Origin of the sequence: Methyloversatilis discipulorum (genome assembly GCF_000385375.1) — a bacterium.
Lineage (GTDB): Bacteria > Pseudomonadota > Gammaproteobacteria > Burkholderiales > Rhodocyclaceae > Methyloversatilis > Methyloversatilis discipulorum_A.
The window spans coordinates 1,912,548-1,926,113 of sequence record NZ_ARVV01000001.1; the positions used below are offsets into that span (position 1 = coordinate 1,912,548).

General features: G+C 60.9%; 9 protein-coding genes. All 9 read right to left on the reverse strand.

The features are described 5' to 3' along the window. Positions 1 to 10: 10 nt before the first annotated feature. The 9 genes from METRZ18153_RS20605 to METRZ18153_RS0109060 all read right to left on the reverse strand — a co-directional run bounded on the left by METRZ18153_RS20605 (position 11) and on the right by METRZ18153_RS0109060 (position 13,536). Entirely contained in the window at positions 11 to 622 is a 612-nt protein-coding gene (locus METRZ18153_RS20605; protein ID WP_081629084.1) for a tetratricopeptide repeat protein, read from the reverse strand. An 851-nt stretch (positions 623 to 1,473) separates the two neighbouring features. Next, entirely contained in the window at positions 1,474 to 1,929 is a 456-nt protein-coding gene (locus METRZ18153_RS20850; protein ID WP_157257218.1) for a hypothetical protein, read from the reverse strand. Between the two features lie 1,089 nt (positions 1,930 to 3,018). Then, positions 3,019 to 3,414: a hypothetical protein gene (locus METRZ18153_RS0109035; RefSeq protein ID WP_020163345.1), complete on the reverse strand. Its 396-nt coding sequence runs from the start codon at positions 3,412 to 3,414 to the stop codon at positions 3,019 to 3,021. A gap of 16 nt (positions 3,415 to 3,430) precedes the next feature. Further along, entirely contained in the window at positions 3,431 to 4,525 is a 1,095-nt protein-coding gene (locus METRZ18153_RS20855) for a hypothetical protein (protein ID WP_157257219.1), read from the reverse strand. Positions 4,526 to 4,620: 95 nt separating this feature from the next. After that, positions 4,621 to 4,959, reverse strand: a complete 339-nt coding sequence (locus METRZ18153_RS20860; protein ID WP_157257220.1) for a hypothetical protein — start codon at positions 4,957 to 4,959, stop codon at positions 4,621 to 4,623. A gap of 582 nt (positions 4,960 to 5,541) precedes the next feature. Beyond that, on the reverse strand, positions 5,542 to 5,952 hold the full coding sequence (locus METRZ18153_RS0109045; protein WP_020164430.1) for a hypothetical protein: 411 nt from the start codon (positions 5,950 to 5,952) through the stop codon (positions 5,542 to 5,544). 1,551 nt (positions 5,953 to 7,503) lie between these two features. Then, positions 7,504 to 10,395, reverse strand: coding sequence for an adenosylcobalamin-dependent ribonucleoside-diphosphate reductase (locus tag METRZ18153_RS0109050; RefSeq protein ID WP_020164431.1), 2,892 nt, complete (start codon positions 10,393 to 10,395; stop codon positions 7,504 to 7,506). Between the two features lie 580 nt (positions 10,396 to 10,975). After that, the gene (locus tag METRZ18153_RS0109055) at positions 10,976 to 11,947 is read right to left on the reverse strand and encodes a M14 family metallopeptidase (protein WP_043364132.1); all 972 of its coding nucleotides are present in this window, start codon (positions 11,945 to 11,947) and stop codon (positions 10,976 to 10,978) included. Continuing rightward, a complete protein-coding gene (locus tag METRZ18153_RS0109060) occupies positions 11,944 to 13,536 on the reverse strand; it encodes a protein adenylyltransferase SelO (protein ID WP_020164433.1) in 1,593 nt (530 codons plus the stop codon). Before METRZ18153_RS0109060 ends, METRZ18153_RS0109055 begins: the two co-directional genes overlap by 4 nt. Positions 13,537 to 13,566 lie beyond the last annotated feature (30 nt).

The following is a 13,566-nucleotide window of genomic DNA, read 5'->3' on the forward strand; positions in this document are numbered from 1 at the left end:
GGGTTGGGCATCACTTTGGGCATACCAATTTGGCTTCTAACTCAACTTTGCGGCTCTTTGCTGCCTTAACTTCTTCTGCAGAGGATAGCTTTTCGACATGAGACACACCGCTGGCTGCATCGTCATTGTTGGGCGCGGCTATGTACACCCACGCTAGTGCCTCTGCTTTATTGGACGAGCCAGCTTCTCCCGAGTAGAGGAGGTGTGCGAGCTGGTTCTGAGCAGTGGCATCACATGAATATGAGGCTTTACTAAAATATTCCTTGGCACGACCAATATCAGGCGATACACCTTCACCTTTCAGGTACATCAGACCAAGCATCGTGTCTGCTCCTGTTTCCCCTTTCTCGGAACTACTCTCGAAGAGTGACTTTGCCTTTGCGTAGTCTTTAACTACACCCTCTCCAAAGTAGTAATAAGTTCCCAAGGCAAAAATAGATTTTGGGTCACCCTTCTCCGCTCCTTGCTCAAAGAAAACTATGGCCATCTTGATGTCACCCCTCTCGTGTTGCGCGACACCAGCTTCGTAATCCGACTTAATACGAAGTCGAAATTCGGCAAGAGCCACTTGGCATGAGATAGCAAAAACAATTGCAATTAGGGCTTTGAGACAAGACTTCATACTAAGCTCCGACCATTAAAATGATTTTTGATGCCCAACGTCGTAGTTGTGCGGACGCCGGAGCGGCGCAGCCGCGCAGGGAACCCAAAGCGCAGCTTTGGGCGGTCCGCTCGAACGCAGTGTTGGACGGCACCGAGACCGTCAGCGAAGGCACGTTGCGCATGACGAAGCCCTTGCCCCTCACAATTGATTTGAACTGAACCAGGCAAGCGGCGCCCGCTACGGCCTGCTGCCCTCAATGCCCCGAAACACTAGCACAAGGGCATGGCGCAACAAGGGGCGACCTCACTCATGCCCGGAGTGCTTACCCTGCAAATCGCACTGTTCGGCGCAGGTACCTGCGCGGGCGCAGGACGTCGACTTGGACCGCCCGCCAGAAACCTAAAGAACCGGTGACGTTCAACGTGAAGGTGAGCGGACGCCGCAGGCGGTCCGCTCGACTGAAATGTTAAGCCTCACGGCTTGGGGCTGGATGTTCATACTCGTCGAAGAAGAGACCTCCTCGGTCTGCCAGGAATGCCGCGCAATCCTTCGCGTCCGAAACTGAGTTGCACACGATCCCATAAAGCATGACAAAGAACTGCCCTTCAACTTCTCTGACGCTCATTACGAGACTTTGCTCTGGGGTGAAGTACGAAGGCCTTTCGGCTGACCAACCGGCAGGCCATGGAAAGGCTCTCTGTGCCTTTGGCACTTCCAAGACCTCGATGTGCCCAGTGGCATTGCCAAAGGCGCTCGTCGGTGACGAGAAGACGGAGACGTCGATCCGGATACGCACTAGTGGGGTTTAACGACGAAGGTCAGCGGTAGGCGGACAGCGCAGCTGGCCGACTGTCCGCTGGACCGGATGGTTAGGATGGACAGCCAACTTGCGCCTTTTTATCAACAGGTGCATAGCCGAATGAAGTCTTGTACGCATGCAAAAATGCGGTTGTCTCTGGCACAGACCAGACCATCATTTCCGTTATCTGCTGCTTCTCGAACTGCGTGTGGTAGATCAATCGCACCTCATTGGGAAAACAGGACGTTGCTACCAGCGTGGAGGATAAGTATTTTCCGAGCAGCGTTTGAGCTGACTCCTCAGCTGCAATGAACTGCTCTTGCGTGATGGAGCTCTTCATCGCAGGGGACGCGAGTTTATACATGCCGGTGAAATTCTGTTGGGCGTACAGCCGTCGAAATTCCTGTACTCCTGAAAGGGCACTTGCTCGATCCTTGGCAAAACTCCCGGCCTTAACCTGAGCGTCACAAGCAGCCACCGGACCCAAAAGCAACAGAAGAAAAATGCGCCACCAGTTCTTATGCATGCCGAATCCTAACGTGGAGGTAAGCGGACGCCGAGCAGAGCGAGGGAACCCAAAGCGCAGCCTTGGGCGGTCCGCTTGACCGCAGGGTTGGGCGTCCGGGAGCGAACTGGGTAAAGATGCTTACATTTGGTAGACAAGCCGCGCCTCGCCCGAAAAAAAGACAATGACTCGAACATCCGGCGGATCAACTACAGCGACCTGCGGATCAAGTGCTTCGGGAACCAGGAACACTACTTCCATTGCATCTTCCCCGGATGGTTCAACTTTTGCGGGCATGCAAAACGAAATCCCTCGATCTCTCAGGAAAGTCGCTGCGATGCTAATCGCAGAGTCTTTGTTCATGACGCCCAACGTCGTAGTTGTGCGGACGCCGGAGCGGCGCAGCCGCGCAGGGCACCCAAAGCGCAGCTTTGGGCGGTCCGCTCGAACGCAGTGTTGGACGGAACCGAGACCGTTAGCGAAGGCACGTTGTGCATACCGAAGCCCTAGCCCCTCACAGTTGATTTGAACTGAATCAGCCCAGCGGCGCCCGCTACGGCCTGCCGCCCTCAATGCCCCGAAACACTAGCACAAGGGCATGGCGCAACAAGGGGCGACCTCACTCATGCCCGGAGTGCTTACCCTGCAAATCGCACTGTTCGGCGCAGGTACCTGCGCGGGCGCAGGACGTCGACTTGGACCGCCCGCCAGAAACCTAAAGAACCGGTGACGTTCAACGTCGTAGGTGAGAGGCCGCCGGAGCGGCGTAGCCGCGCAGGGCACCCAAAGCGCAGCTTTGGGCGGTCCTCTCGACCGTAGTGTTGGACGGCACCGACACCGTCAGCGAAGGCAGGTTGTGCATGACGAAGCCGTTGCCCCTCAAAGGTGATCCGAACTGAACCAGGCCAGCGGCGCCCGCAACGGCCCGCCGCCCTCAATGCCCCGAAACACTAGCACATGGGCATGGCGCAACAAGGGGCCACCTCACGCGTGCTCGGAGTGTGCGGCGATCATTCTCGCTGACCGTTGCAGTCGCCTGCTCGGGCGCTGCACGCCGACTCGGACCGCCCGCCAGAAACACGAAGAACCGGTGACGTTCAACGTGAAAGCTCAGCGGCGCCAAAAAGGCGGTAGTCTTTTTGGCGTCCGATGGAGCGCCTTGTTGGGCGCTTTTCGTTTACCAAGGACAAGCCCGCCAAGCGCACCCACGGCAACCAGCAGAGATGAAGCGGCGGCCGAGAAAAAGTACACCATGCCTTGCTCGTTCAATATTGCCGTTCTCATGTAGGGCTCCTGCCACAGGTCCCAAGTACCCCACAGCATGATTGCCCCTAAGCCCATGCCGAGTAAGGCTAGCCACCAGCGGAACCCAGCCAACGCCAAGGCGGCAGCGCCGAATAAGATGCCTTGCAGCAGAAGAAAACCAATGGTCGGAATCTTGTCCGACACCTCTGCGGCTGCAAGTGTCGGTATAAGCAACCCGAAGAGCAGAACTGTGATTCTCATGACGCCCAACGTGGAGCTAACCGGCCGCCGGAGGCCGAAGGCCGGAGGGTACCCAACAGGCGCGCGCAGCGCGGTTGTTGGGCGGTCCGGTTGAGCGTAGTGTTATGTTTCGGATTAGTTTCTCGAGCTTCGATGACGCTATGCCAAGCAATACTGAAAATGCAGAGCTCCCGAATAGCTTGAGCATTACGAAGCGTTTCCGACTGGCAAATTCGTCGATCAAATTTGCGTCGCCCTTGTTTAACTTCAAATAAGACAAGACGGGGTACCCGTCGATAACTTCCTCAAAAAGCGAACCGATTGCTCCCATTAGGGGAACTAGAATGAGAGCGCCTCCTGCGTATACGACGAAGAAGCGCGCCCATGTTTCCGGTGAGGTTGTTGATGAAAAGAAAGCCGGAACTGACTGGAGTGCAAACCAAGAAATTATGAGGCCAACAGCCAGTTTCGCTAGCCCAGGCGCTAGATGCGACCAGCGGCGCAAGGGGTTAAGCCAGGCGACGGGCGCTTCCTTCTTGCAGCCGCGAATCCACTCCTCGAAGGCCTCGAGAAATCCTCTGGCTATCACATAGTCGGCGTAGTCGACTGTCACCTCGGCTGTGTTTAGAGCGACGAATCCAGCGAGGTGGCCTCGAACAAACGGCGGTGCTTCGTCCTCGATTTGCTGAAGCATTGCGATACGCGATGTAAGGCGAATTGACACAACATATTCTTGCGGCCTTTCTAAGCCTGCGGGCACTATCGAGAAGTTATATTTGAGGACGAGGCTGACAGTTGGACTCGCGGCATTGGCGTTATACGCGCGAAATCGTTCAAAGGAAGTGAACTGTTCTTTGCGTTCTTTGTCATGAAATACAGAAATTACTTCATTACATGCGACCACTTTGTGTACATCGCATAACTGTTGCACCTTGAAATGCAACTGTTCAATTTCCGGGAACTCTACGAGCAAGTTATCGGAATAGCGCTTTCGGATTTGCTCGGTTCGTCCAGTAACTTGGTGATATATGTCTTGATACACCTTGAGCGATACACGAGAACCGCCGTCCCCTACGCGAACGACCTCGATGTTTCCGTCTCCATTTTCCGAGTGTTCGATTAAGTCTCCCATCTAGAGTCTCCCTTGGTGAAGGACTGAAACATAACGCTGGAGCTAAGCGGCCACATCAATCGCGAAGCGATTGATTGGTCCGCTTGAGCGAAATGTTAGGCCTCACGCCCCGCCCTCACAACGGCGGCTAGATCAGGGCGGCGAAGACCTACGTAGTGATTGACTGCTGCTTTTGCTGCGACATAAGCCGCATCTCTCGCCGAACCAAATGAATCGTCGTTGTCCAGCGAGTCAGTGAAAACAGTTTTCGGGGAATTTAGTTCATCGCGAATACGACGCACCAAATCCTCGCAGCGCGATGGCTGAGTTGTTTGTAGCAGCCTGGCGTAATGAGCCGCTGCACTTATGACTCTTGAGTCGGAAGTCGCAGCTGCCAGCTTGCGCAACGCGTCAATCAGGTGGGACAGCACGGTGTCGGTTTCAGTTGCGACCATGGTCTGTGTGAGGCCTAACGCCCAAGGTAAGCGGCACCGGAGCACCGAAGGTGCGGAGGGTGCCAACACAGGCCATGAGAATGGCGAAGCCATGGCCTGTGTTGGTGTCCGCTTGACCGCCCAGTTAGGCCGCACTTTCTTTGCGAAGAATTCATAGGCTAGCCTGCGATTAGTTGCAGATTGGCCCAGGCAACTTCGGGTGCCAGGAAAGAACTGCCCGGTACTTTATTCCAGACGGCGGAGCTCTCTGGTTCGTTCACACGGTGAGGAGCCCAGCCCTCTTTCGTGAGGGACGTGATTGATTGGAAGCTTGCTGCACTCGCTGGCTGGAGATTGAACGTGAACTCGAACTGCGCTTCGTTCTTCCAGTATGGTCGAGCCAAAGAAGCGGGGCTGGGATGCCATGCACTCAACGCTTGACGCAGCCGAGCATCAATAGCGGCAGCCTCTTGAGGTCCACCGCAGTTAGCGAACAAACGTAGGAATAGCTTCATTCGTGCGGCCTAACGTGGAAGTAAGCGGACGGCGAGCAAAGCGAGCGAACCCAAAGCGCAGCTTTGGGCGGTCCGCTTGACTGCAGGGTTAGACCTGTTGACCACTGACGATTTGGTCCCTGTATGCACGCCACTTCTCCAAGCCCGAGGCAGGATCGGCTGCTTGATCAAGAAATGTGCTGTAGCTGAGGTCAACTGCTTGGCACTGTAGCTTGTTGCACAGATCAAAAATGCCTCCGAGAACGGCGTCGCTTGCGCGTACATGAAGCGCAAGACAGACAACAGGTTCTTCCTTCCCGACGTTGAACTCAACCGAACCAAACTCAGCCTCGAAAATGCCCCAGATGGGGTCGGCCCAGCTGGTGCCAGGGAATGCGGCAGAGACAGCTAGCTGTATCTCCTTCAGTGACCCCAATGCGAATGGCTGTTCATCTTCTGGAATCTCATCAAGAGACTGATAGCGCTGGCTGAACCTGTACAGCGAAACATCCCAACTCATGCGTACTCCTTCGATGACGAGACGGATAGGTCTAACGTAGAGCTAACCGGCGCTGCGCGGCTTTATCGCGCAGCGTCCAGCGACCGAAGGGAGCGAGGTTGAGCGCCGGGTTAGGCCGCTGATGCGAGCTGAAGTTGTGCATTTTTTCACTTTGCACTTGCGAAAACAGACTTGGCGTCGCCTTCCGACGCCAAGAGGTGAAGCAAGTTGGCCGCTTTGTTGCAAGCGGACGAGAACAGCTTGTCGGTCTCTGCGGACTCAACCGCCATACTTCCAAGTTCTTGAATAAGAGACTTTCGAGCACTCGGCGCAAGCTGTACCCAGTCATCTAGTGCGGCCTCTAGTTCTACCTCCCTACGTCCGAGCGACATGCGAGTTAACCTCTCCGATATGGCTAGCGGGCTAAGTCTTCGGCCGATGCTGACTTGCAGCGGGAGCCGTGATGGGTGTTACGAACTGATACGACTCCACGGTGAACGCACATGATGGATGCCTAACGTGATGTATACATCATGACTGCGTGATATATCGGAAGCCTGCGTGATATTCCAGCGGACCCCGCAGACGATTCATTCGTGAAATCAAGGCCTTGCGGACGGCATCCATTTATTCAGGCCTCTTATCTGCGGTGTTACACGACTATCTATCTTTTGCGCGAACCACTGCCCCCTCGGTCCGCGAAGAGGGGCTGCTTGCCTGTGTCGCGTCCTCATACCTGCCTTACTGTCCGCCATCTGAACCGCGTTTCCCGCTCCATCGCGTTTCGTTCTCGATGAAATAGACTGGTCTACTCCATTTACTCCCCGGGCAGAAATCTCATGGTAGGTGGCGCATGATGATGCCATCCTCGTACGTCGGCCTTTTTGCTGAAGGGGCGCCGCGCGCCCGAACGGCAGCGGTCGTTTGATTTTAGAAAATATTCATCCGGGACCCGCAAGCTCGGAAATCGCGATAGCATGAATTTATTTTTCCTTCCCTCCTGAGTACCACGCATTGACTTCATCAGGAGAAAAATTCCATCCCCTAATTAGTTTGATGGCGGAAACGAACATAAATACAGAAAGAGTTCCTATAACAATCCATACCATTGTCTGCTCTGACCGGAATAGGCCATAAGCAGACAAGAAGATGACCGCCGTTGAGAGAAATAAAGCGGCAGTCGCCAGTACTCTAATCGCGAGCCAAAAAAACAACCACCGAACTCGCTCAAATGCCGTGGGTCTTGTCACTGCATTTCCCCATGAAATCGTATGTACAGTTGATGCGGATTTGTCACGAGTGGCTGTCAAAAAATAGTCATTACGATTTTTATGGGGACGCAGGGCGCGGTACGTACAAAAACCCGAAACCGGACGCGCTGCCTGCAGGAGTCTCACGGAAGTTAGCTCATGATGCCGTCGTCCTTCCACGCATCAGACTTTTGGCCGATAGGATGACGAGAATCCTGCGCCGTGAAGGTGGGTTCGAGCGCCGCCCGACACGCAAAGAAAAAGGGCCTGTCTTCCGACAGGCCCTTTCCGTTTCAGCGCTGCGCCCTCGCGGACGCAGGCGTCAGCCGCAACTCCCCACCGCCCCGCAGGCCGTGCAGAAATCGCAACCGTCCTTCCGTATCACCGACTGGTTGCCGCACTCGTTGCACAGCGCGCCCTGCATGAGCTTGGGTTCGTCGTCGCCGCGCGGGGCTTCGAGGATGCCCATTTCGCGGGTGGGGTAGCCGTCCTCGTCGAGGATGCCCAGCATCGCGTAGCGGTGGATGATGAGGCGGGCGACGTAGGCGACGGTCGAGGGCCAGTTCTGCTGGCGGCGGGTGCCGGGCACGAAGGCCATGAAGTCGCCGAGCGGTTCCGGGTAGCTGATGAGCTTGCGCAGCTTCATGCCTATCCAGGCCGGGTCCATCACGCGCATGTCGAGCGCGAGGATGCGGGTGAGGCCGTCGAGCGCGCGCGGGTAGTTGCCGGACAGCCACACCGAGTAGGGGCGGGTTTCGCCGCCGGGCAGTGTGATTTCCTTCAGGCCGAGCACGAAGTCTTCACCGGTTGCCGGATTGCTGATGTCCACTGTCCAGCTCAGCGTGCCGTCGGTACCGGTCTTCGGCTCCTGCACGGCGAACAGGGTGTCGAGCACCGGCGTCGGCGCTTCGCGGTCAAGCGCGCCGAGCTTGTCACAGCGGTAGCGGATGACGTTCGCGAAGGCGGCGACCACCCCCGGCATGCGGCGGTGTTCGCCGGTCGGCGGGAAGGGCAGGTCGAAGCTGGCGTCGCCGACGGTCTTGGCCAGCACGTCGAGCTTGAGCTTGAGCCAGCCCGGATCGTTGGCACGCATGTCCATCGACAGCGTCTTGGCGACGGCACCGAGGCCGCGCGGCTGGTTGGCGCCATTGACCCAAACTTCGAAAGGCAGCGGCTGGATGCGGCCGTCCGGGCCTTCGTTCTCGGTATGGCCGACGAAGAGCGCGAATTCGCCGCCCGGTGTCTTCAGCATATAGGTCCAGCTCGGGTTGCCGTCGCTCATGTCCGGCCGGCCGGGCCAGCGCAGGCTGGACAGCACCGGCGCCGGCAGCGCGCCGATGGACAGGCGCTGATTGGCGCCGCCGGTGACCAGTTCGACGTCGTGCGGCTGCTTCTTCTCTTCCGTCTTCGGCGTGTCGACCGACAGCACGCTGCCGAGCACGCTGTTCGGGCGGTAGGTGGCCAGGCCCTTGAGGCCGGCCTTCCACGCGGCGAGGTAGAGGTCCTCGAAGTCGGCGTAGGGGTAGTCGGCCGGCACGTTCACCGTCTTCGAAATCGAGGTGTCGATGTAGGGCGCAACCGCGGCCACCATGTCCTTGTGCGCGGCGGCGGAAATTTCCAGCGCGGTGACGAACCAGGGCGGCAGTTTTTCCATGTCGCCGCCGAGGTGCTTGAACAGGCGCCAGGCGTAGTCCTCGACCGCGTATTCCTTGAAGGTGCCGTCGGCCATGCGCTTCTTGCGCGTGTAGGTCCAGGAGAAGGGCGGTTCGATGCCGTTGCTGGCGTTGTCGGCGAAGGCCAGCGAAATGGTGCCGGTGGGCGCGATCGACAGCAGGTGCGAATTGCGCAGGCCGTGCTTGCGGATCTGCTCCTTCACCTCGGCCGGCAGGCGCGACGCGAAGTTACCGCCCGACAGATACATGTCGGCGTTGAACAGCGGGAAGCTGCCGCGCTCCTTGGCCAGCTCGACCGAGGCAAGGTAGGCGGCGTCGCGCATCACTTCGGAAATGCGCGAGGCCATCAGCCGCGCTTCCTGTGAGTCATAGCGCTGGCGCAGCATGATGAGGGTGTCGCCCAGGCCGGTGAAGCCGAGGCCGACGCGGCGCTTGGCCATCGCTTCGTCATGCTGCTGTTGCAGCGGCCAGTGCGTCACGTCGAGCACGTTGTCCAGCATGCGGATGGCGACCGCCACCACTTCGCGGAAACCGTCGAAGTCGAATTCGGCCGCTTCGGAGAAGGGCCGCTTGACGAAGCGCACCAGATTGATCGAGCCGAGGTCGCAGCAGCCATAGGGCGGCAGCGGCTGTTCGGCGCAGGGGTTGGTCGCCTCGATGCGCTCGCAGTAGTAGAGGTTGTTGTCGCGGTTGATGCGGTCGAGGAACAGGATGCCCGGCTCGGCGTGGTCGTAGGTCGAGCGCATGATCTGGTCCCACAGATCACGGGCGCGCGGCTTCGCATAGACCCACAGGCCGTCCTCGCGCTGGTAGGCGCCGGCTGCCTTCAGGTCGGGTGCCGGCTCGGCCTTGTGCACCAGGTCGACCGTGGTGTCGGCTTCGACCGCCTTCATGAACACGTCGGTCACGCCGACCGACACGTTGAAATTGGTCAGGTCGCCACCGTCCTTGGCGTGGATGAACTGTTCGATGTCCGGGTGATCGCAGCGCAGCACGCCCATCTGCGCGCCGCGGCGGCTGCCGGCGGATTCCACGGTTTCGCACGAGCGGTCGAACACGCGCATGTAGCTCACCGGGCCGGAGGCGCGCGATTGCGTGCCGCGCACGCGGGCGCCCACCGGACGGATGCTGGAGAAGTCGTAGCCGACGCCGCCACCGCGGCGCATCGTTTCAGCGGCCTGTGCCAGCGCGGTGTAGATGCCGGGGCGTTCGTCTTCGATCTCGGTGATCGAGTCGCCGACCGGCTGCACGAAGCAGTTGATCAGCGTCGCGGTGAGATTGGTGCCGGCGGCAGAGCTGATGCGGCCGGCGGGTACGAAGCCGCGGTCCTGCGCTTCGAGGAATTTCGCTTCCCAGTGTGCGCGGCGGTCTTCCGCCTCGGCCTGGGCCAGTGCCTTCGCTACGCGGCGGCGCACTTCGGCGACGGTGGTTTCGCCGCCCTTGGCGTACTTTTCGATCAGCACTTCGCCTGAAATTTCCTGCTCCGGCAGGCAGGCGATTTTTTCCTCTTCGGTCAGTGGGACAAGATCGATCTGTTGCATGTGTGGGCTCCTCCCTGACGTGAATCTTTCGATTCTAGGCCGCTGATACGAGGTCGGACAGCCTTGACAGGGGCGTGTTCCGGCGGTCGTCCGCGTCCCTGCTGGCATTGGCTGCGATGTCCACGGCCCGGCGGGCGATTGCGGTGCACCATGACAGTGCGAGGGCGCGGGGGTGGGGAAAGGCCCGGCGGCAATTACCTCTGGTCACGGGCGGCATTCCTTGTGAGAGCAGCCTTGGCCGCGATGCGGCCGCTGCTGTCCGCAGGCTGCGATGCAGGCCGCTGTCGGGGTCAGAAGACCCCTCCCACAGAACCCCGGCTCTGGCTCCGTCGGCGGAGCAGGCGCACACCCTTGTGGGAGCGGCCTTGGCCGCGACACGGCCTGTGCTGTCCGCCGGCTTCGATGCAGGTTGCTGTCGGGGTCAGAAGACCCCTCCCACAGGACCCCGGCTCTGGCTCCGACGGCGGAGCGGGCGAACACCCCTGTGGGAGCGGTCTTCTGACCGCGACTCGGCGGTTGCGGTCCGCTGGCTTCGATTCAGGCTGCTATCGCGAGCAAGCTCGCTACCACCGGCTCAGTGTCAGCCGTGCAGCACGCGCTGGCTGCGCTGGGCGAAATAGAACCACTCGTTGCCCGGCGTGGCGGCGGGATTGGGGAAGACGATGAAGCCGTCGCGTCGGGCGCGTACTTCGCTGCCGTCCTCGCGCGTGCCGATCAGGTCGCCGGCGGACACCGGGTCGAAGCTGGCCCACGGGCGCGCGAACGTGTCACCGGCATGCAGACGGTCGATCACTTCGACCAGCTTCAGCAGTTCGCAGTCGGAGCGCGCAGGCGGCCGTGTTTCGTCGGTCAGGCCGAGGTGGGCCAGCGTGTTGCGGATCGCCCGCCAGGCGAAATCGGGCGCGGCCGGGTCTTCGTGCTGGCCGCATTCGAGCGTGATCGCGTAGCCGCCCATGCGGCGCATGTATTCGGTGGTGCCGACGCCGTAGTCGGGGTCGGTGCTGAGCAGTTGCGCACGCTCGGTCGGCGCGGTGCGCGCGAGCCGGGTGCGCACGCCGGCGGCGTAGGTGTCGAGCCAGCCTTCGACCAGGCGACGTGCACCGAGGCGCAGCGCCATCGCCTCTTCGGCTGCGGCGTGGGCGAAGGGTTCGAGCGGGCCGGTGTTGTCCTGCGGGCCGAGCATGGCGAAGGGCTCGCCGCCGGTGTGGAAGGAATGCAGGTCGAGCAGCACCTCGTGCGCCGCCAGCAGCGGGCACAGTGCGTTGGCGATGCGGTCCTCGTAGTCCTGCGGTGCGTCCTTCAGGCCGAGATTGCGGTTCAGGTTGCGGTCGCCCGCCCGCTGACCGCGCAGATAGGCGAGCGGGTTGGCGACCGGCACGAAGGTGACCGAGCCGCGCAGGATGCGCAGTTCGCCACGGTCGAGTTCGCCGAGGACGCGGGCGATGCCCTGGGTGCCGCAGGTCTCGTTGCCGTGCACGGCGCCGAGCACGATCAGTTTCGGGCCGGCTTCGAGGCCGTGGTAGCAGTGGGTGCGCAGGCTGGTCAGGTTCATGAGCTGCAGGACAGTGCGGAACAGCCGGGCTTGTTGCGCGCCCATTCCGGGCGGCGGCCGGCGAGGTCGTCGAACTCCGGCTGTTCGTCGTAGGGGCGCTGCATCATCTTCAGCAGGCGCTCGATCATGCCGGTGTCACCGGCGGTGGCATCGTCGATCGCGCGCTGGGCGAGCCAGTTGCGGACGATGTACTTCGGATTGGTCGCGTTCATGCGGGCGATGCGCGCGGCATCCGGCTCGGCGCCTGCGTTGATGCGCTGCGCCCACTGCTGCAGCCAGCCGAGCAGCTCGCGGCCATGCTCGGGCGACGGTCCGTCGCCGCTGTAGAAGGCCTCATGCAGCGGCGCGAGTGCTGCCGCGTCGCCCGCCGCGGCGGCGGCGAGCGGCACGTCGGCCAGGCGGCGGAAGAAGATCGTGAAGTCGCACTCTTCGTGCTGCAGCAACTGGAACAGACGGCTGCGCATGTCCTGGTCGGCGTCGTCGCCGGGCGCGGGCAGCGGCAGGCCGAGCTTGTTGGCCAGCATCGCGGTCCAGCCGTCGGCGAAGGTCTGTTCGTAGCGTTCGAGCGCGGCGTCGATGGCGTCGCGGTCGTCGATCAGTGGCGCCAGCGCTGCGGCCAGACGGGTGAGGTTCCAGTAGCCGATCTGCGGCTGGCGGCCATAGCAGTAGCGGCGGCCCTGGGCGTCCGTGGTGTTCGGCGTCCACATCATGTCGACGCCTTCGAGCCAGCCGTAGGGGCCGTAGTCTATGGTCAGGCCGAGGATGGACATGTTGTCGGTGTTCATGACGCCATGCACGAAGCCGACGCGCATCCACTCGACCATCAGCGTCGCGGTGCGGCGGCAGATTTCGGAGAACCATTCGGCGTAGGAGCCGATGCCCGGGTAGTGATGCGTCATCACCCAGTCGGCGAGCTGGCGCAGCAGCGGCAGTTCCTGCTCCGAAGTCAGGATTTCGAAGTGGCCGAAGCGCACGAAGCTCGGTGCGACGCGGCAGACGATGGCACCAGGCTCGTACTCCGGACGCCCGTCGTAGAACATGTCGCGCACCACCTGGTCGCCGGTGGCGACCAGACTCAGCGCGCGCGTGGTCGGAATGCCGAGGTGGAACATCGCTTCGCTGCACAGGAATTCGCGCACCGACGAACGCAGTACTGCGCGGCCATCGGCGCGGCGCGAGTAGGGGGTCGGTCCGGCGCCCTTCAGTTGCAGTTCCTGCCGCTGACCGTGGATGTCGAACATTTCGCCCAGCGTGATGGCGCGGCCGTCGCCGAGCTGGCCGGCCCAGTTGCCGAACTGGTGGCCGCCGTAGCGCGCGGAGTAGGGCTGCATGCCGGGCAGCACGCGGTTGCCGGCCAGCGCCTCGACCGCCGCGTCGACCCGCGCCGGGCGGGCGAGCCCGAGCTGGGTGCCGAGCACGTCGGACCAGGCCAGCAGTTCGGGCGCGGCCACCGGCGTCGGCGGCGTGAAGGTATACGACGCGTTGCGCACCTGGCGGGAGCGGATCAGGTCCGATGGATCCGCCGGCAGGCTGCGGACGAACAGGTTGTCGAACTCGATCTCGTCGAGTCGTTTGTGTGCGGCTGACATGGATGCGGTGGTACGTGCGGAAGACTGCAT

What these genes read in the sequence shown, in the direction of transcription:
- METRZ18153_RS20605 (WP_081629084.1), bottom strand. Translation starts at nt 622, where the DNA reads ATGAAGTCTTGTCTCAAAGCCCTAATTGCAATTGTTTTTGCTATCTCA.
- METRZ18153_RS20850 (WP_157257218.1), bottom strand. Translation starts at nt 1,929, where the DNA reads ATGCATAAGAACTGGTGGCGCATTTTTCTTCTGTTGCTTTTGGGTCCG.
- METRZ18153_RS0109035 (WP_020163345.1), bottom strand. Translation starts at nt 3,414, where the DNA reads ATGAGAATCACAGTTCTGCTCTTCGGGTTGCTTATACCGACACTTGCA.
- METRZ18153_RS20855 (WP_157257219.1), bottom strand. Translation starts at nt 4,525, where the DNA reads ATGGGAGACTTAATCGAACACTCGGAAAATGGAGACGGAAACATCGAG.
- METRZ18153_RS20860 (WP_157257220.1), bottom strand. Translation starts at nt 4,959, where the DNA reads ATGGTCGCAACTGAAACCGACACCGTGCTGTCCCACCTGATTGACGCG.
- METRZ18153_RS0109045 (WP_020164430.1), bottom strand. Translation starts at nt 5,952, where the DNA reads ATGAGTTGGGATGTTTCGCTGTACAGGTTCAGCCAGCGCTATCAGTCT.
- METRZ18153_RS0109050 (WP_020164431.1), bottom strand. Translation starts at nt 10,395, where the DNA reads ATGCAACAGATCGATCTTGTCCCACTGACCGAAGAGGAAAAAATCGCC.
- METRZ18153_RS0109055 (WP_043364132.1), bottom strand. Translation starts at nt 11,947, where the DNA reads ATGAACCTGACCAGCCTGCGCACCCACTGCTACCACGGCCTCGAAGCC.
- METRZ18153_RS0109060 (WP_020164433.1), bottom strand. Translation starts at nt 13,536, where the DNA reads ATGTCAGCCGCACACAAACGACTCGACGAGATCGAGTTCGACAACCTG.